13 protein-coding genes are annotated in these 18,752 nt (G+C 68.2%); 6 read left to right on the top strand and 7 right to left on the bottom strand.

The genetic code is table 11. From position 1 onward, the window contains the following. Positions 1-210 precede the first annotated feature (210 nt). Positions 211-2,262 (bottom strand): TonB-dependent receptor, encoded by a 2,052-nt coding sequence (locus ASD38_RS02875; protein ID WP_056457399.1) that lies wholly within the window; start codon positions 2,260-2,262, stop codon positions 211-213. Between the two features lie 149 nt (positions 2,263-2,411). On the opposite strand from ASD38_RS02875, the gene ASD38_RS02870 reads away from it, so the two are divergent. Beyond that, positions 2,412-3,245 carry an acid phosphatase gene (locus tag ASD38_RS02870; RefSeq protein ID WP_082560649.1) on the top strand — a complete coding sequence of 278 codons (834 nt, stop codon included), beginning with the start codon at positions 2,412-2,414 and terminating at the stop codon, positions 3,243-3,245. A 37-nt stretch (positions 3,246-3,282) separates the two neighbouring features. Here ASD38_RS02870 and aguB read toward each other — a convergent pair whose 3' ends face one another. The 3 genes from aguB to ASD38_RS02855 form a co-directional block, all read right to left on the bottom strand. Beyond that, on the bottom strand, positions 3,283-4,161 hold the full coding sequence (aguB, locus tag ASD38_RS02865) for an N-carbamoylputrescine amidase (protein WP_056457391.1): 879 nt from the start codon (positions 4,159-4,161) through the stop codon (positions 3,283-3,285). A 2-nt stretch (positions 4,162-4,163) separates the two neighbouring features. Beyond that, complete coding sequence (locus ASD38_RS02860) at positions 4,164-5,168, bottom strand: agmatine deiminase family protein (protein WP_056457389.1); 1,005 nt, start codon at positions 5,166-5,168, stop codon at positions 4,164-4,166. A 164-nt stretch (positions 5,169-5,332) separates the two neighbouring features. After that, complete coding sequence (locus ASD38_RS02855; RefSeq protein WP_156390577.1) at positions 5,333-7,759, bottom strand: TonB-dependent receptor; 2,427 nt, start codon at positions 7,757-7,759, stop codon at positions 5,333-5,335. Positions 7,760-7,955: 196 nt separating this feature from the next. On the opposite strand from ASD38_RS02855, the gene ASD38_RS02850 reads away from it, so the two are divergent. Beyond that, positions 7,956-9,539 (top strand): ArnT family glycosyltransferase, encoded by a 1,584-nt coding sequence (locus ASD38_RS02850; RefSeq protein WP_056457386.1) that lies wholly within the window; start codon positions 7,956-7,958, stop codon positions 9,537-9,539. Positions 9,540-9,679: 140 nt separating this feature from the next. Here the strand turns inward: ASD38_RS02850 and ASD38_RS02845 are convergent, their stop codons facing one another. Both ASD38_RS02845 and ASD38_RS02840 read right to left on the bottom strand, forming a co-directional pair. Then, positions 9,680-10,321 (bottom strand): 3-oxoacid CoA-transferase subunit B, encoded by a 642-nt coding sequence (locus ASD38_RS02845; protein ID WP_056436157.1) that lies wholly within the window; start codon positions 10,319-10,321, stop codon positions 9,680-9,682. After that, positions 10,321-11,046 (bottom strand): CoA transferase subunit A, encoded by a 726-nt coding sequence (locus tag ASD38_RS02840; protein WP_056436159.1) that lies wholly within the window; start codon positions 11,044-11,046, stop codon positions 10,321-10,323. The genes ASD38_RS02845 and ASD38_RS02840 overlap by 1 nt, the downstream gene beginning before the upstream one ends. Before the next feature lie 96 nt (positions 11,047-11,142). Here ASD38_RS02840 and ASD38_RS02835 point away from each other — a divergent pair, with 96 nt between their 5' ends. The 4 genes from ASD38_RS02835 to ASD38_RS02820 all read left to right on the top strand — a co-directional run bounded on the left by ASD38_RS02835 (position 11,143) and on the right by ASD38_RS02820 (position 14,169). Next, positions 11,143-11,754 carry an NAD(P)H-dependent oxidoreductase gene (locus ASD38_RS02835; protein ID WP_056457384.1) on the top strand — a complete coding sequence of 204 codons (612 nt, stop codon included), beginning with the start codon at positions 11,143-11,145 and terminating at the stop codon, positions 11,752-11,754. 3 nt (positions 11,755-11,757) lie between these two features. Continuing rightward, on the top strand, positions 11,758-13,677 hold the full coding sequence (locus tag ASD38_RS02830; RefSeq protein WP_056436175.1) for a monovalent cation:proton antiporter-2 (CPA2) family protein: 1,920 nt from the start codon (positions 11,758-11,760) through the stop codon (positions 13,675-13,677). Between the two features lie 61 nt (positions 13,678-13,738). Beyond that, positions 13,739-13,930, top strand: a complete 192-nt coding sequence (locus tag ASD38_RS02825; RefSeq protein ID WP_056457381.1) for a DUF3606 domain-containing protein — start codon at positions 13,739-13,741, stop codon at positions 13,928-13,930. Next, positions 13,930-14,169 (top strand): DUF6894 family protein, encoded by a 240-nt coding sequence (locus tag ASD38_RS02820; protein WP_056436189.1) that lies wholly within the window; start codon positions 13,930-13,932, stop codon positions 14,167-14,169. The genes ASD38_RS02825 and ASD38_RS02820 overlap by 1 nt, the downstream gene beginning before the upstream one ends. 48 nt (positions 14,170-14,217) lie before the next feature. Here ASD38_RS02820 and ASD38_RS02815 read toward each other — a convergent pair whose 3' ends face one another. Then, positions 14,218-17,958, bottom strand: coding sequence for an Ig-like domain-containing protein (locus ASD38_RS02815; protein WP_056457378.1), 3,741 nt, complete (start codon positions 17,956-17,958; stop codon positions 14,218-14,220). Positions 17,959-18,752: the final 794 nt, after the last annotated feature.

Below are 18,752 nucleotides of genomic sequence, written 5' to 3'. Positions count from 1 at the left end.
ACCCCTCCCGCCTTGTGGTTAAGTCCAGCTTCCGGTTCGTCCGTGGCGGGAAAACGGCGCGAAAGCCGCCGCATCCGGGGCGACCCTCAGGGTTCGGACTTGAATGATCCCCTCTCTGGTTGTCATCCCGGAAGCGCGCAGCGCTGTCCGGGATGACAACCAGATGAGCGCCGAAGTCTCCAGCATCCTCATGCGCTATCGAACCCGATCCTAGAACTTCCAGGCCACCCCCGCCCGCACCGAACGACCCGGCGATGGGGCGATGTCCTTGAGGAACGAGACGTGCTCGCGGATCTCCTGGTCGGTCAGGTTTCGGCCGTCGACGAACAGCCGCAGGGGCGAATCGGCGATCGGCCTGAACGTGGCCTTGAGGTTGACCACGGTGTAGCCGTCGGTCGGCGTCTCGAAGGCCGCCACGCGGTCTTGTTCAGCGACGCGGCGCACCTCCAGGGTGGTCTCGACGCGCGGCGCGGTCCAGACCACAGAGCCGCCCAGCGACCACGGCGGGATGCGGGCGGGCACGCCGGCGTCGGTGTCGCCGCGCACCCAGTCGAAGGTGGTCTCCAGGCGGATCGACTGGCTGGCCCCGCGCCAGGCGTCGTAGGCCGCCTCCAGCTCGGCGCCATGGAAGTCGGCCTTGGTCTGGAAGTACTGGTAGACGGGCAGGTCGTCCTGGACCGCGCCGGTCGGGGCCTCCTCGATGAAGTTGTCATATCGGGCGGCCCACAGGTGGCCCTCGGCGCGCAGGCGGTCGCTCTTCCAGCGGACCGTGGCCTCCAGCGAGGTGACGGTCTCGTTGTCGAGGCTGTCGTCGCCAACCTCGAAGCCGCCCGTGCCGGGGTGCGGGCCGTCGGCGAACAGCTCGAACTCGGTCGGGGCCCGGCCGTTGCGCGACAGGGTCAGGGCGGTGAACAGGGCGTCGGTCGGCTTGTAGAACACGCCGAGCGAGGCCGAGACGTTGTCAAAGTCGCGCTTCTGCGTCGGGGTCTGCAAGGATCGGGTGTCGAAGCGCAGGCCGGCGTCCAGGCCCCAGGTCCCGCGGTCCAGGCGTTGCAGGGTGAAGATCCCATACTCCTTGACGTCGGTCGAGGGCACGAAGGCCTCGTCGCCGATCGCCTCGAAGTGGCGGTCCAGGGCCTGGAAGCCGATGGCGCCCTGGTGGCCGTCGTGTTCACGGTGGACCAGCTCCACCCGGCCCTCGGTCCCGTGCGACAGAAAGCGGGTGCCGACTGCGCCGTCCTCGACGCTGACCTCGGCGTGCTCGTAGTCGGCGTAGCCCAGCGAGACGCGGACCTTCTCGAACCACGGCGTATCCAGCGCCTGCTCGCCGCGCAGGTCGTAGCGGGTCTGCTGCAGGTGGATCGAGACCGGCCCCTCGGCGTTGGGGTCGATCGGGGCCAGGATCTGCTCGTAGGGCACGCCGTAGGTGGTGTCGGTCTTCTTGACCGAAGCGCCGATGAAGCCCCGGTCGTGGACCCAGGAGACGCCGGCGCCGTAGGCGTCGACCTCGACGTCGGTGTTCTTGACCACATGGTCGGGATCGACCGTCAGGCCGTCGCGGGCCGCCAGGCGGTCGGACACCGCGGCGGTCGGGATCGAATAGTCGTCGGTGCGCCGGCTGGAGACGTCGGCCGCGAACACGATCGGGCCCTTCCCGGCCTTGACCGCGCCGCTGTAGGCCCAGCCGTCGTCGACCGACGAGGCCGAGGCCGACAGCCGGCCCTCGGGGCCGTCGGCGGCGGGCGTCGACGGCACGCGGTCGTCGATCATGTTGACCACCCCGCCGATGCCCGAACCGCCATAGGCCAGGGTCGAGGGGCCGCGCAGCACCTCGATCCGCGAGGCCTCGCCCGGGTCGCTGGCCACGGCGTGGTCGGGCGACAGGCTGCTGGCGTCCACCTGGCCGACGCCGTTCTGCAGCACCATCACCCGGGGCCCCGACAGGCCCCGGATCACCGGCCGCGAGGCGCCGGGGCCGTAGAAGGTGGACCGCAGGCCCGGCAGGCCGTTCAGCATGTCGCCGATGCCGGCCGGCGGGGCGACGTCCAGCTGGTCGCGGGTCACGACGTTGACGCTGCTGGTCACGGTGTCCAGCGACACGGCGTAGGGGGCGGCGGTGACCACCACCTTGTCCACGAGGTCGGGCGCCTCGGGCGCGGCCGACGCGTCGGTCGGAGCCGGTGTCTCGGCGGCCCAGGTTGGCGAAGCGGCGAGGGCGAACGCCAGCAGGCTCGCGGCGGAAAGCAGTACGCGACGGGGCATGGGAAGTCCTGAACCTTGGCCGGGGGAGCGGCTCAAGCGAAGTGTTATGAAATAACATTACGACTCGTCAAGCGGCTTCGCGCCAAAACCCAGCTTGACGCGGCTTGCCGTCGCCGTTCTGTGAGGGGATGATCGATCGGAGGCCGCCCATGACCCGTAACGCGCTGCTCGTCGCCGCCCTCGGCGGCGCCCTGCTGATGGGCTGCTCGCCGGTCCAGGACCTGTTCTCTAAGGCCTCCGCCTCGCCGCCGCCTTCGATGGCCGCGCCCTACGCCGTCAGCCCCGGCACGGCCAGCTGGTCCAAGCCGCCGGCCGGCTATCTGAAGACCGGCATGAACCTGGACGGGGCCCTGATCGTCGGTCCGCCGCCGACGCCGGACTCGCCGCGCGGCCAGGCCGACCGGGCGACCTTCGAGGCCACCCGCGCCCTGGCGGGCACGCCGGCCTGGGACAAGGCCATCGCCGACGCCGACCTGTCGGGCACGCACGGCTTCAAGAGCTTCTCCTGCGCCGCCGGCGTGACCATCAGCCCGCAGGCCACCCCGACCCTGACCCGCCTGCTGCTGCGGATGACCGATGACGCCGCGACCCTGTACCAGCCGGCCAAGGCCGCCTTCCAGCGCAAGCGCCCGGCGGCGGGCAACACCAAGCCGATCTGCGTGCCGCGCGAACCCTGGATCGAGACCGACGGCTCCTATCCGTCCGGCCACGGCCTGATCGGCTGGTCCTGGGCCCTGGTGATCTCCGAGGTCGCCCCCGAACACGCCAGCGCCGTCCTGGCGCGCGGCCGCGAGTTCGGCGACAGCCGGATCATCTGCGGCGTGCACTATCAGAGCGACATCGAGGCGGGGCGGTATCTGGGCTCGGCCATGGTCTCGCGGCTGCACCAGGATCGGGCGTTCACGGCGGATCTGGAGAAGGCCCGGGCGGAGGTGGCGGCGTCGCGGGCGACCGGGGCGCCCGTGGGGTGCCCTGCAGGCTAACGCCCTGCCAACCCTCTCCCATGGGGAGAGGGTGAGTTTAGGCCGGCCGTCCCGTCGCCAGCGCGCCGTAAAGCTCCGGCCGGCGGTCCCGGAAGAAGCCCCAGGCCGCGCGGTGAGTCTGCAGGAAGTCCAGGTCGAAGGTCGAGGCCACGATCCCCTCGTCGGCCCGGCCCAGTTCGCTGACCAGGTCGCCGCGATGGTCGGCGATGAAGGACGAACCGTAGAAGGTCTGGCCGCCGTTCGGATAGCCGTCCCACGGCTCGAAGCCGATGCGGTTGGCGCCGACCACCGGGATCACGTTGCTGACCGCGTGGCCCTGCATGGCCCGCCGCCACGGCAGGGCGGTGTCCAGGCTGGGGTCGTGCGGCTCGCTGCCGATGGCGGTCGGATAGAACAGGCACTCGGCGCCCATCAGCGCCATGGCGCGGGCGGCCTCGGGGTACCACTGGTCCCAGCAGATGCCGACGCCCAGGCGGCCGAAGCGCGTGTCCCAGACCTTGAAGCCCGTGTCGCCCGGCCGGAAGTAGTACTTCTCCATGTAGCCGGGGCCGTCGGGGATGTGGCTCTTGCGATAGAGGCCCAGCAGGCTTCCGTCGGCGTCGGCCATCACCAGGCTATTGAAATAGTGCGGGCCTTCCTTCTCGAAGATCGAGATCGGGATGACCACGCCCAGCTCGCCGGCCAGGGGGGCGATGGCCTTGACCACCGGGTGCTCGCGCCACGGATGGGCCTGCGCGAACCACCGCTCCTCCTGGGCCACGCAGAAATAGGGCCCCTGGAACAGCTCGGACGGCAGGATCACCTGGGCGCCCTTGGCGGCGGCCTCGCGGATGAAGCCTTCGGTCTTCTTGATGTTGGCCTGCAGGTCCATCCCGTACGAGGTCTGGATGGCCGCGACGCTGAGGGTGCGGGTCATGCTCAGACCTCCGGTTCTTGCTGGCTGATGCAGTGGAACGAGCCGCCGCCGGTCAGGATGGCGGTCGAGGGCAGGCCGATCACCTCGCGCTCGGGGAACAGGCCGCTGATCACCTCGACGGCGAAGGCGCCCGACTCCTCGGCGTAGATCGGCACGATCACCGCCTCGTTGGCGATCAGGAAGTTCATGTGCGAGGCCGGGATGATCTCGCCGTCCTCGTCCTCGATGCGGCCCGGCGAGGGGATGCGCACCACCTGCAGGGGCGAGCCGCGGCTGTCGGTCATGCCGGCCAGGGCGCGGGCGGTCTCGGCATAGACCTGGGCGTTCGGATCGTCGGTCCCGAAGGCCATCGGACAGGCCACCACGCCCGGCGCGACGAAGCGGGCCAGGTTGTCGACATGGCCGTCGGTGTGGTCGTTCAGCAGGCCGTCGCCCAGCCACAGCACCTTCTTGGCGCCGAGCGCCGAGGCCAGGGCGGCGGCGGCCTTGGCCTCGTCCCAGTCGCCGTTGCGGTTGGCGTTCAGCAGGCACTGGCGGGTGGTCAGGATCGTGCCCGTGCCGTCGTGGTCCAGGGCCCCGCCCTCCAGGACGAAGGCGTTGCGGGTCAGGGGCGCGCCGCTGGCGGCCGCGATCTGCTCGGCGACGATGTCGTCGCCCTCCAGCTGGTACTTGCCGCCCCAGCCGTTGAACCGGAAGCCGGCCGCGACCGCGCCGCTGGCGGTCTGCGTGAAGATCGGCCCCGTGTCGCGCAGCCAGATGTCGCCGAACTGGCCGCGGACGATCTCGACCGTCGTGTCGGAAAGCCGGGCGCGGGCGGCGGCCTCGGCCTCGTCGCCGACCACCATCAGCCGCACGCGCTCGCCGCCGGGACCAGCCAGGGCGCGCGCCAGGGCGGCGACCTCGTCCTGGGCCTGGTCGAGATCTTCCTGCCAGAGCTCGGCGTGGCTGGGGAAACCCACCCACATGGCGCGGTGCGGAGCCCACTCGGCGGGGACGGTCGGGGTCATGAACGAAACCTGGATCGAAACGGGAGGCGCAAATGGGTCGGGATGGCCCTGGGGTCAAGCCGCTCTTCTAGCAAAGACCACCTTCTAGCAAACCGGGGCGACAAAGGAAAAAGGGCGGTCCGTTTCCGGACCGCCCCCATTCTCTCGTCCGCTGTGCGCCGGTCTTAGAAGGCGGCGTGCAGGGTGATGCTGGCCGTGCGCGGGTAGCCCGGTTGGCCCAGGCCCGTGCCCGAGGGGTTCACGGCGAGGTCGCCGAGATACTTCTCGTTGGACAGGTTCTTCACGTTGATCTGGACGTAGGTGTTCTTCATGCCGAGACCTTCGAGGTAGTTGGTCAGCATGTAGCGGGCGTCCAGGTCGAGCAGCGCGTAGCTCGGCGCCTTTTCGGTATTGGTCAGGTTGGTCCAACGCTCGCCGACGTACTTGGCTTGGACGCCGACGCTGAACGCTTCGGTGATGTCCCAGTCGACGCGCACGGCGCCTTGGTGCTTCGGCGCCTCATACAGCTCCTTGCCCTTGGTCGGCAGCACCGAACCCAGGGTCGTGCCCGGGATGTTCTCTTGCAGTTCCGAGTCCTGGTACGAGTACGAGGCGTAGAAGCTGAGGTACTCTTCCGGCTTGAAGCCGAACGCGGCGTCAAAGCCCTTCTTCTTCACGTCGCCGACGTTGATCGAGAAGGCGATGTTGTCCTGCTCGTTGAAGGCGCGCTCGATGCGGTTGCTGAAGTCGGTGTACCAGACGGCGGCCGACAGCAGGATGGTCGGCGACTGGTAGCGGTAGCCGATGTCATACGAGTCGGTCAGTTCCGGACCCGGATCCGTCAGCTTCTTGTCGTACAGGTCGTCGGTGCGGGGCGCCGACAGGGTCTTGGCGTAGCTGACATAGACCGACTGGTAGTCGGCCAGGACGTAGCTGGCGGCGACGCTCGGCAGCAGCTTGTCGTACTTGCGGGTGAACTCGCGAGGACGGCCGTACTGAGTCGCGCCTTGGCCCGGCAGGGTGACCAGGGTCTGGCCGTTGCCGTCGTTGCTGCCCGCCACCGCGGTCGGGGTCTGGTTGGTGCAGTAGGCCGTGAAGGTGTCGGCCTGATAGCAGAAGTTATGCAGCTCGCGCTTGAAGAACGGGGCGCGCACGCCGGCGTTCAGCAGGACCTTGTCGTCCATGAACTTGCCGCGGTACTCGACCGAGATCTGGTTCAGGGTGGCGACCGAGACGCGGTCGCGCTTGCGCAGGATGCTGCCGTCCGAGAGCTTGATCGACTGGCCGTAGCCGTCCTTGCCGCCGAACACGTCGTTCGGCGTCGTGTCGGCGCTGAACGTCGTATATTCGCCGGTTTGGCGGTGGTGGGCTTCGTCGTAGGTGTAGGCGGCGCGGAAGCTCTGGCTGTCCGAGAACTTCCAGATCAGCGACGAGGTCACGCCGTAACGACGGGTGTTGGTGGTGTTGGGCGAGTACAGCAGGACGCTGTCGATGGTGTCGCCGTCGCCGTTCAGGTCCTTGCCGCCGGTCAGCGCGCTGCCCCGGATGATGCCGTTGCCCGAGCCGGTGCCGTCTTCCTTGAACAGGGCGCGACCGCCGCCGTTGGCCAGCACGTACTGGAACGAGGGGTCGACGGTCAGGATGAAGTTATCGCCGATGTGGAACAGCGACTGGCCGCGGATGTTGCCCGTGTTCGACGGGTTGATGTTGTACTTGTAGCAGGAGCCCGCGTTGACATCGATCTGGGCGGTGCCGGCGACCGGGGTCGGACGCGCGCAGGTGGCGCGGCTGTAGCCGATGCCCGTGCCGGCATTGAACTGGGCCAGGGTCATGCGGTTGATGAAGTTGTTGCGGTTTTCGTTGTAGTTGGCGATCAGGCTGACGAAGTCGCCGTTGTCGCCGATCGGCTGATAGATCCGCGCGTTGATCTGCTTCTTGTGGATCTTGCCCGGGCCGTTGAACACGTCGTTGATCGCGTCGGCGTAGCTGAACCAGGCGCTGGTGCCGAACGGGCCGACCTTGCCGGTGTCGATCACGCCGAAGAAGCGGCGGAAGTTGCCGTCGCCGGCCTGGGCTTCGAACACGCCGCCGAACTCGTCGGTGGGCTTGCGGGTCGTGTAGTTGATGGTGCCGCCGGCGGCCGCGGCCGTCGGGCTGTCAACGTCGGTGGTGCCGGTGTTGACCTCGACCTTGGAGATCAGTTCCGAGTCCATCTGCTGGTTCGGATAGATGGCGTAGTTGCCGCTGTCGTTCAGCGGAACGCCGTCCTGCAGCAGGGCGATGCGTTGCGAGTCGACGCCGCGGATGGTGATGTCGCCGCCGGCCGAGCCGTAGGCGTCGTTGTTGGTGAAGTTCACGCCGGGCATCAGGTTCAGCGAGTCCAGAATCGTCTGGCCGGGCACCTGGCGGGCGATGAATTCCTGGGTGATGGTCGAACGCGACTTCGGAACCACTTGCTGAACGATCGCGCCGTTCTGGTTCTTCACGGACGAAGCGGTGACCACGACCTGTTCGACGGCTTCCGTGCCGGTCGACTGGGCCATGGCGGCGGTGGCGCTGAGCAGGCACCCGACCAGGGCGGTCGACGCCAGACAGGCGATCTTTTTCGTCATCATCTTGATCTATCCCCTCGTTGAGGCCGCGACGGGGTGCATGAAGCCCGCCGGACCACGTCATTAAGAGGCTCTTTAGCGACGTATTTAGAAGGTTTGGTGACGGAAAGGCCACGATCGCGGATAAACGCGCTTCGAGGGCCCCGCGTGCGGAAGATTTAGTCAGCGTCCTCTTACTTATGCGGGAGAAATCAGCGTGGCCCTTGATGAAACGGCGCGGGCGGCCCAGCTGCGAATTTGGCGGCTCACCCTGGTCTTGGTCGGGGTTCTGACGGTTCTGCGGGTCGTTGCGCTGTTCGCGACCCCCCTGGAGTTGTACCCGGACGAAGCCCAGTACTGGCTGTGGTCGCGCCACCTCGATTTCGGGTATTTTTCCAAGCCTCCGGTCATCGCCTGGTTGATCTGGGCGACCACGCGAATCGGCGGCGACGCCGAGGCCTGGCTGCGCATCGGTTCGCCGCTGCTCAACGCCGGAACCGCCCTGGTGATTTCGCGCATCGCCACCCGGCTCTATGGCGGCGAAAAGGGCGGCTCATGGGTCGGACTGGCCGCCGCGGCGATCTTCATCCTGATGCCGGGCGTCCAGCTGTCGTCGGTGCTGATCACCACCGACACGCCGCTATTGTTCTTCCTGGCCTTGATGATTTGGGCCTGCGTGGCCCTGCCCGACGCCTCGAAGCGCGCCCGGATCTGGGTCGCCGTCGGCATGGGCGCGGCCCTGGGCATGGCGTTCCTGAGCAAGTACGCGGCGATCTACGCCCTGGCCGGCCTGGCCGCCCATCTGTTCCTGTCGCGCGAGGCCCGGCGCGCCTGGACGCCGGCCATGGCGGTGGTCTTCTTCGCGGCCCTGTTCGCCGTGTTCACCCCGAACCTGTTGTGGAACTACCGGCACCATTTCTCGACGGTGGAGCACACGGCGGCCAACGCCAACTGGAAGACCGGCGATCTGTTCAACCCGATGGAGCTGGTCCAGTTCGTCGGCTCGCAGTTCGGGGTGTTCGGCCCCGTGCCGTTCGGCGTGCTGGGCGGCGGCGCCCTGCTGCTGTCGGTCCGCAAGCGGCTGGCGGCCGCCGACATCATGCTGCTGTGCTTCGCCCTGCCCCCGCTGCTCACCGTGGCGGCCCAGGCCTTCGTCTCGCGGGCCAACTCCAACTGGGCGGGCGCGGCCTATGTCGCCGGCTCGGTGCTGGTCGCCGCCTGGCTGCTGCGCTGGGACGCCCGCCGCTGGCTGATCGGCGGCCTGGCGCTGCAGGCGGTGCTGGCGGCGCTGTTCCTGACCTGGGTGATCGATCCGCGCACGGCCGAGGCCATGGGCATGGCCAACAGCTTCAAGCGGGCCCGCGGCTGGGACCAGACGGTGCAGGCGATCATCGCCCGGACGCGCGAGGAGCAAGCCCTGCACGGCGGCGTGACCGCCGTCGCCGTCGACGACCGCTTCCTCTACAATGTCGCGGCCTATTACGGCCGCGGCTATTTCGGCACGCCGGCCGCCCCGCCGCTCAAGATGTGGGTGCACGAGATCGCCCCCCGCAACCAGGCCGAGGCCGAGGCGCCGCTGGACGCGGCCCTGGGCCGTCGCGTGCTGATCGCCAGCCTCGAGGGAACCTACCGCGCCAAGATCCGCCAGGACTTCAAGGCGACCTCCGATCTGCAGATCGTCCGCGTACGCCTGGACAAGAAGCGCTCGCGCCGCACCGACCTGTTCATCGCCCAGGGCTTCGCGCCCGTGCCGCGCGATCCGGTGACGGGCCTGCCGCCGGATCCGGAGCCGACGCCTTAGAGCTGGCCCCTCCCCCTCTGGGGGAGGCGGCCGAAGGCCGGTGGGGGGAGTTTTAGGATCGAAGATCCTGGATCCGGCCACCGGCCGATCACGCCCCCCTCCGTCGGCTGCGCCGACACCTCCCCCACAGGGGGAGGGGCTTAGACCGCGACCTCGAAATCCGCCTCGGTCTTGGTCTTGACCTCGTCCACGGTCACGCCCGACGCCAGCTCGATCAGCTTGACCGGCGTCTTGCCGCGATTGATCTCGAACACGCCCAGTTCGGTGATCAGCAGGTCGACCACGCCCGCCCCGGTCAGGGGCAGCGAGCAGCGGTGCAGCAGCTTGGGCGCGCCGGATTTCTCGCAGTGGTCCATGACCACCACCACACGCTTGACGCCGGCCACCAGGTCCATGGCCCCGCCCATGCCCTTGACCATTTTGCCGGGCACCATCCAGTTGGCCAGGTCGCCGTTCTCGGACACCTGCATGCCGCCCAGGATCGACAGGGCGATGTGGCCGCCGCGGATCATCGCGAAGCTGTCGGCCGACGAGAAGTACGAGCTCGATTCCAGCTCGGTGATCGTCTGCTTGCCGGCGTTGATCAGGTCGGCGTCCTCCTCGCCCTCGTAAGGGAAGGGGCCCATGCCCAGCATGCCGTTCTCGCTCTGCAGCGTCACGGACATGCCCTCGGGGATGTAGTTGGCCACCAGCGTCGGAATGCCGATGCCCAGGTTCACATAGAAGCCGTCCCGCAGCTCCCGGGCCGCCCGTTCGGCCATCTGGTCACGCGTCCAGGCCATCAGACGGTCTCCCCAGTTTTTTCTTCACGAGGACGGGTGGTGACGCGCTCGATGCGCTTCTCGAACGTCGCGCCCTTGATCAGGCGGTCGACATAGATGCCGGGCGTATGGATGCCGTCCTTGTCCAGCGCGCCGATCGCCACGATCTCCTCGACCTCGACGACGGTGGCCCTGCCGGCCGTGGCCATCATCGGATTGAAGTTGCGGGCGGTCTTTCGGTAGACGAGGTTGCCCTCGGCGTCGGCCTTCCAGGCCTTGACGATCGACAGGTCGGCGGTCAGGCCGCGCTCCATCACGTACATCTCGCCGTCGAACTCACGGACTTCCTTGCCCTCGGCCACCAGGGTGCCGTAGCCGGTGCGCGTGAAGAAGGCGGGGATGCCCGCCCCGCCGGCGCGGATGCGTTCGGCCAGGGTGCCCTGCGGATTGAACTCCAACTCCAGCTCGCCGCTGAGGTAGAGCTGTTCGAACAGCTTGTTCTCACCCACATAGGACGAGACCATCTTCTTGATCTGGCGGTTCTCCAGCAGGATCCCCAGGCCGAAGCCGTCGACGCCGCAATTGTTGGAGACCACCGTGAGGTCCTTGACGCCCGTTTCGCGGATCGCCGCGATCAGGTTCTCGGGAATGCCGCACAGGCCGAAGCCGCCGGCCATGATCGTCATGCCATCGAATAAAAGACCCGCCAGCGCTTCGGCGGCTGTGGACTTCACCTTGTCGACCATGGTTCCTCCCGGAGCGACGTTCGCCGATTGCTCTGAGCCGACGGACGGAGAAATTCAACCCTTGATGAATAAAATTTCGATGCGTGGAGTTTCGGCGTGACGGATCAGGCTAACCCTGGGGAAACTAGCACCGGGCTCGTGACGCCCGCCACCTCGGGGGTGCTGTTGACCCTGGCGCATCCGGCGCTTGAACGCTCCCGCGCCAATCGCGCCCTGGCCAAGGCGGTCAAGGGGCTGGAAGGCGTCACCTTCAACGACCTCTACGAGACCTATCCGGACTTCGCGATCGACGTCGAGGCCGAGCAGGAGAAGCTGCTGTCGCACGACGTGATCGCCGTGCAGTTCCCGCTCTACTGGTACTCGACCCCGGCCTTGCTGAAGGAGTGGTTCGACCTGGTCTGGCTGCACGGCTTCGCCTACGGCCTGGACGGCAACGCCCTGGCCGGCAAGCGCCTGTTCGCCGGCTGCACCACCGGCGGGGCGGCCAAGGCCTATCACGCCCACGGCTACAACCGTTTCACCCTGGACGAATATCTGCGCCCGCTGGAGCAGACCGCCTATCTGTGCGGCATGGTCTGGGAGACGCCTTTCGTGGTGCACGGCGCGGCGGTCAAGGACGACGAGGAGCTCAAGGCCGAGGCCCAGCGTTATCGCGCCCGCGTCGGCTCGCTGCTGACCGCCCCCGCCGACCTCGAACTGGGGGCCTGATCCATGCCGTTCCTCCTGCAAGCCCTGGTCTATCTCGGCGCCGCCGTCATCTCCGTGCCGATCGCCAAGCGGCTGGGCCTGGGCTCGGTGCTCGGCTACCTGATCGCCGGGGTGGTGATCGGGCCGTTCGCCCTGTCCCTGGTCGGCGAGCAGACCGACATCATGAAGTTCGCCGAGTTCGGCGTGGTCATCCTGCTGTTCCTGATCGGGCTGGAGGTCCAACCCTCGACCCTGTGGGACATGCGCAAGGCGATCTTCGGCTTCGGCGGCGCCCAGGTCGTCGGCACCTCGCTGGCCATCGCCGGCGTCTCGATGCTGCTGGGCCTGCCCTGGCAGACGGCCCTGGCCGTCGGGATGGTGCTGGCCATGTCCTCCACCGCCATCGTGCTGCAGACCCTGGACGAGAAGGGCCTGAGGCAAGGCCCGGTCGGACGCGCCGCCTTCGGGATCCTGCTGCTGCAGGACCTGGCGGTCATCCCGATGTTCGCCTTGCTGCCGACCCTGGCGACCATCGCCCCGCCGGTCCATGCGGGCGCGGCCGAAGGCCACGGCGGCGTCAGCCTGGTCGCCCACCTGCCGCCCTGGGCCCAGGGCCTGTCGGTGCTGGTGGCCGTGGGCGCCGTGGTCGGCGGCGGCCGCTATCTGGTGCGGCCGATCTTCCGCTTCATCGCCGAGGCCCGCCTGCGCGAGATCTTCACCGCCGCGGCCCTGCTGATCGTGGTGGGCGTGGCCAGCATCATGCAGACCGTCGGCCTGTCGCCCGCCCTCGGCGCCTTCCTGGCCGGCGTGGTGCTGGCCGAGAGCGAGTTCCGCCGCGAGCTGGAGACCGACATCGAGCCGTTCCGCGGCCTGCTGCTGGGCCTGTTCTTCATCACCGTCGGGGCCGGCATCGACCTGCGCCTGGTGGCCGGCCAGCCCCTGACCCTGATCGGCCTGGTGCTGGGGCTGATGGTGCTGAAGTTCCTGGTGATGTTCGGCCTGGCGCTGTTGTTCAAGGCCCCGGTTCGGGGCGCGGCGGCCGTCGCCACCGCCCTGGCCCAGGGCGGGGAGTTCGCCTTCGTGCTGCTGACCTTCACGGTCGGGGCCGGCGTGATCGGCGCGCCCCTGGCGGCCCTGCTGACCGCCGCCGTCGCCGTCTCGATGGCTCTGACCCCGGTGGCGATGATCCTCTACGAGCGCATCGCCCAGATGTTCGACGCGGCCATTCCCAAGGTGGTCCCCGACACCGGGGCGTTCGAGGACGGGGAGCCGGACATCATCATCGCCGGCTTCGGGCGCTTCGGTCAGATCACCGGCCGCCTGCTGACCGCCAATGGCTTCCGCTCGACGGTGCTGGACAGCGACATCGAGCAGATCGACCTGCTGCGCCGCTTCGGCCGTCGGGTGCACTATGGCGACGCCACGCGGATGGACCTGCTGCGCGCCGCCGGCATCGAGCGGGCCCGGATGCTGATCGTCGCCCTGGACGACCGCGAAAAGACCGTCGAGCTGGTCGAGACCGCCCGCAAGGCCTTCCCCGACCTGGTGATCCTGGCCCGGGCCTGGGACCGCCGCCACGCCTACGACCTGCTGGCCAACGGCGCCGACGCGGTCGAGCGCGAGACCTTCGAGGGCGCCCTGGCCCTGGGGACCACCGCTCTGCAGAAGCTGGGCTACCGCGCCCATCGCGCCCACCGCGCCGGCGCGATCTTCCGCCGCCACGACCGCAAGTCGTTCGAGGACCTGCGTCCGGTCTGGGGCCAGGAGGAGGCCTATATCCTGGCCTCGCGCGACGCGGCCCAGACCATGGACAAGCTGCTGACCGCCGACCTGGCGCGCCTGCGCCCCGGCGACGCCGCCGGCGCCTGGGACACCGCCAGCCTCGACGAGGAGCTGAAGGAACGCGCCGAGCGGGAAGCGGCGCGGCGCGAGGCGGCGAAGTAGGCGCCGAAAAGCGGGAACCGTCGGCCCGCCATGGGGATTCCCTTGGTCAAAGGAGGATTCCATGGCCGACAACCTGCAAGATCGCGGACCCCAGGATCGGGCTCGGGTCAACGTCAACGAGCCCCATGAAGTGTCCTACTGGACCCGGAAGTTCGGCGTCACCCCCGACCAGCTGCGCGACGCGGTGACCGAGGTCGGCGTCTCGGCCGACGCCGTCGAACAGGCCCTCAAGTCGCGCCGCGGCAAGGCCTGATGCGCTATTTCTTCCAGCTCAGCGACGGTCATGTGCTGACCGACGACGAAGGCGAGGTGTTCGACGATCTCGACGCCGCCAAGATCGAGGCGGCGCGGATCGCCGGCGAGTGGCTGCGCGACAACGCCGACGAATTCGCCCAGGACGGGACCCTGCTGGTCGAGGTCCTGGACGACCGCCGCGCCGTCCTGGCGACGGTCGCCGTCGAGGCCGACGCCCCGACCGGAACGCTGCACTGACGAAGGCGGCCCTCCCCCACAGGGGGAGGATCTTGAACTGATCCGCCCCTACAGCAGCCAGTCGCCGACCACGTGGTGCTGCGGATCCAGATAGCCCTGCGCGGTCAGGGTCGCGATCGTCCAGTTGTCGAGGACGACCGTGCCCATGCCGACGGCGTTGATCGACACCGCGTCGGCGTGATGGTCGCCGTTGGTGTCGACGTCCTTGAAGCTGGGCGCCAGCAGGCGGTCGACCAGATCGCCCAGCTTGCCCAGGCCCAGGCCGCCCACGAAGTCGCCCAGCTGATCGCGCAGCGGGGTGATGATGTGGTCCTCGCCGGGGTTGAAGTCGGTGATGTGGTCGGTTCCCGAGCCCAGGCCGAACACGAAGTCGTCGGCCCCCGCTCCGCCGGTCAGCAGGTCGGCGCCGGTCCCGCCTTCCAGGGTGTCGCGACCGGTCCCGCCGTTCAGCGTGTCCTTGCCGTTGCCGCCGAACAGGTGGTCCGACCCGCCGCCGCCGTTGATCACGTCGCTCAGCAGGCCGCCGGTATAGGTGGTGTCGTACTCGCCGACGTCGGTGAAGCTGTTGGCCTTGACCAGGTTGCCTGACAGCGTGCGGTTGTCGCCGGCCTCGCCCACCGTGATGCTGACCGTGATCGGGGCGGTGAAGCCGCCGTGGCCGTCGGTGGCGGTGTAGGTGAAGCTGTCGACCACCGAGTGGCCGGCGGCCAGCTGGTCGAAGCCGTCGGCGTCGGCCGCGTAACGCACCTGGCCGTTCTCGATGCTGATCGAGGCGCCCAGGGCCGACTTGGTCCCCGACAGGGCCGCGATGCTCAGGCCGTCCAGGTCGACGTCGTGGTCGTTGGCCAGGACATTGACCAGGATCGAGGCGTCCTCGGCGACCGAGGCCGCGTCGGCCGCGCCCGTCGGCGCGTCGTTGACCGCCTCGACGCCCAGCTGGACGGTGACCACGCCCGACACCCCGCCATAGGCGTCATGCGCCGTGTAGGTGAAGGCGTCGGCGCCGTTGTAGTTGGCGTTGGCCGTGTAGACGAACGAGCCGTCGGCGTTCAGCACCAGCGTGCCGTAGGTCGGGCCCTGGCCGAGCACGGCCGTGAGGGCGTCGCTGTTGGCGTCGTTGTCGTTGGCCAGCACGCCGTGGGCGGCGTCGACCGTCAGGACGGCGTCCTCGGACACCGTGAAGGTCCCGTCCAGGGTGGCGACCGGCGCGGTGTTGATCGACAGCAGCGCCAGGATCGCGTCGTGGTCGGTGGGTTGGTCGATGGCCGCCTGGCCGGTGTTGAGGTGGATGTTGTCGAACACCGCGCCGTCCTTGAGGCTTTGCGAGACCAGCAGGTTGTCGATCTGCTGGGCGTTGCCCTCGAAGATGTACGAGTAGCGCTCCTCGGCGCTCAGGGTCCGGGCCAGGTTGTAGAGATCGCCATTGGCCTCGAGCAGGGTCAGGCTCTGCTCGTAATAATAGGCGTTGAAATCGCCCATCACCGTGATGTGGGCGTCCGGATCGGCCGCCAGCAGAGTGGTGACATAGTCGTGGACGGCCGTGCTCTGGTCGGCGCGACGATCATCGCCGTTGTTGCTCGCCGGCTGGTTGGCGCCGAACAGCGGGTCGCTGCCGCCGCGCGAATAGTTGTGAACGTCGATGGCCGTGACCGTCTCGCCGTGGAAGACGAACTCGGCGGCCAGCGGATTGCGGCTGTTGTGGAAGGCGTCGGTCGAACCGGTGGCGTCCTGGATCAGTCGGGCCGAGCCCTCGACATAGTCCACCCGGTCCTCGCGATAGAGGAAGGCGTTGCGGATGTTGCCGTTGCTCTCGCCGCCGGTGGAATTGTTGGCGGTCGGGGCGATTTCGACCCAGCTGTAGTGGGGGCCGCCGGCCGCCTCTATGGCCGCCACCAGCTTGTTCAGGGTCGCCGCGCCGCTGTAGTTCGTGCCGTTGCCGGCCCCGTCGGCGTCCTGGATCTCCTCGACGCCCAGGATGTCGGGCGCGCCCAGATTATGGGCGATGTCGGCGGCCAGGGCCGCGAACTTGGCGTCCGGGTCGACCGGCGAGATGTTTTCGAGATTATAGGCCCCGATCGCCAGGTGGCTGGCGTCGCCGGCCAGGCTGGTGGTCTCCAGCGGCAGGGTCCCGCCGCTGGTGGTGTTCTGGACCGAGGTCGCCAGCACCTCGTACTCGCCGCCGAAATAGCTGACCACGCCGGTCACGTCGCCCAGGTGGTCGCCCAGCACGTAGCCGGCCGAGAAGCCCGGGTTCACGCCGCTGTCGGCATAAACCAGGATCCGCTCGGGGTTGTTGTCGCCGTCCGACACGGTGACCCCGCCCCGGCTGTTGAGCCCCGAGGCGTCCGCGCCATTGTCGGCCACCACCCAGGTCTGGCCCTGAGAGGTCGAACCCACGGACTGGGCGTCGTGGAGGGTGACCACCATGCCCTCGACCGACTCGTAGAAGTCGACGCCGTCGGTGGCCGGGTCGAAGCTGGTCAGGTGGTCGTCGTCGATCACCGTGGTCGGGATGGACCGGCCGCCCGCGCCCAGCACGGTGGCGGTGATCGTTCCCGTGCCGATCACGCTGATGGTCGGGGCGGTGATCTCGGTGATCGACAGGTTGGTGGCGACGCCGCCGTTATATTCGTCGACCGTGCCGGTCACCTGCACCAGGTCGCCGACATGGACGGTGGGGATGGCGTTGGTGAACACGAACACGGCGTCGGACGTGGCGTCGTCGCCGTCGCCCGTCGCGTCCTGGATCCAGAAGCCGCGCGAGCCGGTGGTGTCGATGGCCGTCACCACGCCCTGGGTCGAGACCGTCTGGCCGTCATAGGCCGAGACGTGGCCCGCGCCCTGGATGTCGTAGATCGCCACGGGGGCGAAGTCGTCGTTGACGATCGTCCCCTGTCCGACCGCGTCGATCAGGGCGGCCGCGCCGCTGGCGACCACCAGGTTGGAGAGATTGACCGCGAAGGCCTCGTTCGGCTCGGGCGTCGCGTCGCCGTTGACGGTCACCGAGATCGTCTGGCTGGCCGAGCCGCCGGCCGTGAAGGTCAGGGTCCCGTGGGCCTCGGCATAGTCGTCGCCGGCGTGGGCCGAGCCGTCGGCGGTGGCGTAGTCGACCGTGAAGGCGCCGGTGGTGTTGGTGCGGGTGACCGTGAAGGTCATCACCTGGGTTCCGGCGTCGCCCTCGGTCAGGGTGACGTCGCTGATCGAGACGTTGGCGCTGGGCACGCCGCCGTCGGTGACCGTGAACGCGGTCTTGTAGGCCACGGGATTGGCGTCATCGAGCGACCAGTTGGCCGCATTGGCGATGGCCGACAGGATCTGGGCCTTGCTGCCCGTGGTCGTGCCGACATAGGCGCCGTTGTCGGTTCCGAAGGCCAGGGCGGTGCTGCCGGTGGCCAGGCCGGTCGGAACGGCCGAGGTGTTGGAGTTGCTGGCGTCGGCCGCGTAGGTCGCGTTGCCGTCGGCGAAGTCCAGGGCGAACAGCGGCGTCGCGGCCGCGCTCAGCGGGCCCTGGAAGGCGATAATCTGGTCGCCCGAGGTGGACGGATTGAGCGAGCCGGTCAGGCCCGTGACCGTGATCACCGTGCCCGCCGCCGCGCCGCCGGCCGGGGCGGTGTAGGTGAAGACGCCTTCCCCAGTTCGGAACCCGCCCGCCGCCAGCCAGCCGTCGTCGGTGAAGCTGATCACCGTGCCCGCGTCGACCGCCTGCAGCAGGACGAACGAGAACGACTTGCCGGCGGTGTCGGCGCTGTAGCCGATCAGGGCGAGATCGCCCACGGTCAGGGTGGTCATGCGTTTCCTCCGATGGGGGTCTTGTGGCGCGTCTTGTTTTGGGCGGTCGCTGCTGAGCTTGAGATTTGGTCGGGCCGAGTGTTCTAGGCGCTTTCAGCAAGGCCGCGATCTTGATCCAGCCTAGGCACGCTCGATGACAGGACGATGTCGAAGTTTTCGGCATTTCGCAATCGAGATGCGGCAATTAAAACCGCCCAATACAGTCTAGTTACCGCTGTAATCGGATTAAGTTTTCGGATTATTGCTTTTGTCGGGACGCCGGATCGCGTTGAACTTTTCACGGCAAACCTTAGATGACACCTTGGCCGCCCACGGACAGTTCAAATATCCTCGATATCCCAGCCGTCCCGACGACTGACGACAGCCGGCGCGACGCCTCGCACGCGCCGCGAAGATTGCAACCGCGGGGCCTTGGCTTCAGGTGGGAAGCAAATTCTTACTTACTTGATCAGAAGCCATGACCTGACCGATGGCGCGCGGGCGGCCGAAACGAGCGCCTGATTGATTGGCGCCTCCTGCGCCCTCTCTCTTTGAGAGAGGGAGCGGCCCGCCGCGAAGCGGTGGGAGGGTGAGAGGTTTCACCCTGTCCGATTTGACACAGATGCTCCGCCGGCCGGGGACACGCACTCACACCACGGCTCTGGTCGGGTTGCAGGGGGCTTGTCGTGAGAGCATGTCCCCAGCGGAGCGTCTACGCTCTGCGTTCAGCCAACAAACCCCAGTGATTTCAACGCCCTGAACTTTCTCGACCCGATTTGGTCCTCCCCCTTCCAGACGCCCGTATCCTTGACCCA

Origin of the sequence: Caulobacter sp. Root487D2Y (genome assembly GCF_001427165.1) — a bacterium.
GTDB lineage: Bacteria > Pseudomonadota > Alphaproteobacteria > Caulobacterales > Caulobacteraceae > Caulobacter.
The sequence above is the reverse complement of the archived record's forward strand: the minus strand, read 5'-3'. Positions and strand labels throughout refer to the sequence as shown.

Coding starts and splice junctions, on each gene's coding strand:
- ASD38_RS02815 (WP_056457378.1), bottom strand. CDS start 17,958: ATGACCACCCTGACCGTGGGCGATCTCGCCCTGATCGGCTACAGCGCC.
- ASD38_RS02830 (WP_056436175.1), top strand. CDS start 11,758: ATGCCGTTCCTCCTGCAAGCCCTGGTCTATCTCGGCGCCGCCGTCATC.
- ASD38_RS02820 (WP_056436189.1), top strand. CDS start 13,930: ATGCGCTATTTCTTCCAGCTCAGCGACGGTCATGTGCTGACCGACGAC.
- ASD38_RS02875 (WP_056457399.1), bottom strand. CDS start 2,262: ATGCCCCGTCGCGTACTGCTTTCCGCCGCGAGCCTGCTGGCGTTCGCC.
- ASD38_RS02855 (WP_156390577.1), bottom strand. CDS start 7,759: ATGACGAAAAAGATCGCCTGTCTGGCGTCGACCGCCCTGGTCGGGTGC.
- ASD38_RS02860 (WP_056457389.1), bottom strand. CDS start 5,168: ATGACCCCGACCGTCCCCGCCGAGTGGGCTCCGCACCGCGCCATGTGG.
- ASD38_RS02840 (WP_056436159.1), bottom strand. CDS start 11,046: ATGGTCGACAAGGTGAAGTCCACAGCCGCCGAAGCGCTGGCGGGTCTT.
- aguB (WP_056457391.1), bottom strand. CDS start 4,161: ATGACCCGCACCCTCAGCGTCGCGGCCATCCAGACCTCGTACGGGATG.
- ASD38_RS02845 (WP_056436157.1), bottom strand. CDS start 10,321: ATGGCCTGGACGCGTGACCAGATGGCCGAACGGGCGGCCCGGGAGCTG.
- ASD38_RS02825 (WP_056457381.1), top strand. CDS start 13,739: ATGGCCGACAACCTGCAAGATCGCGGACCCCAGGATCGGGCTCGGGTC.
- ASD38_RS02870 (WP_082560649.1), top strand. CDS start 2,412: ATGACCCGTAACGCGCTGCTCGTCGCCGCCCTCGGCGGCGCCCTGCTG.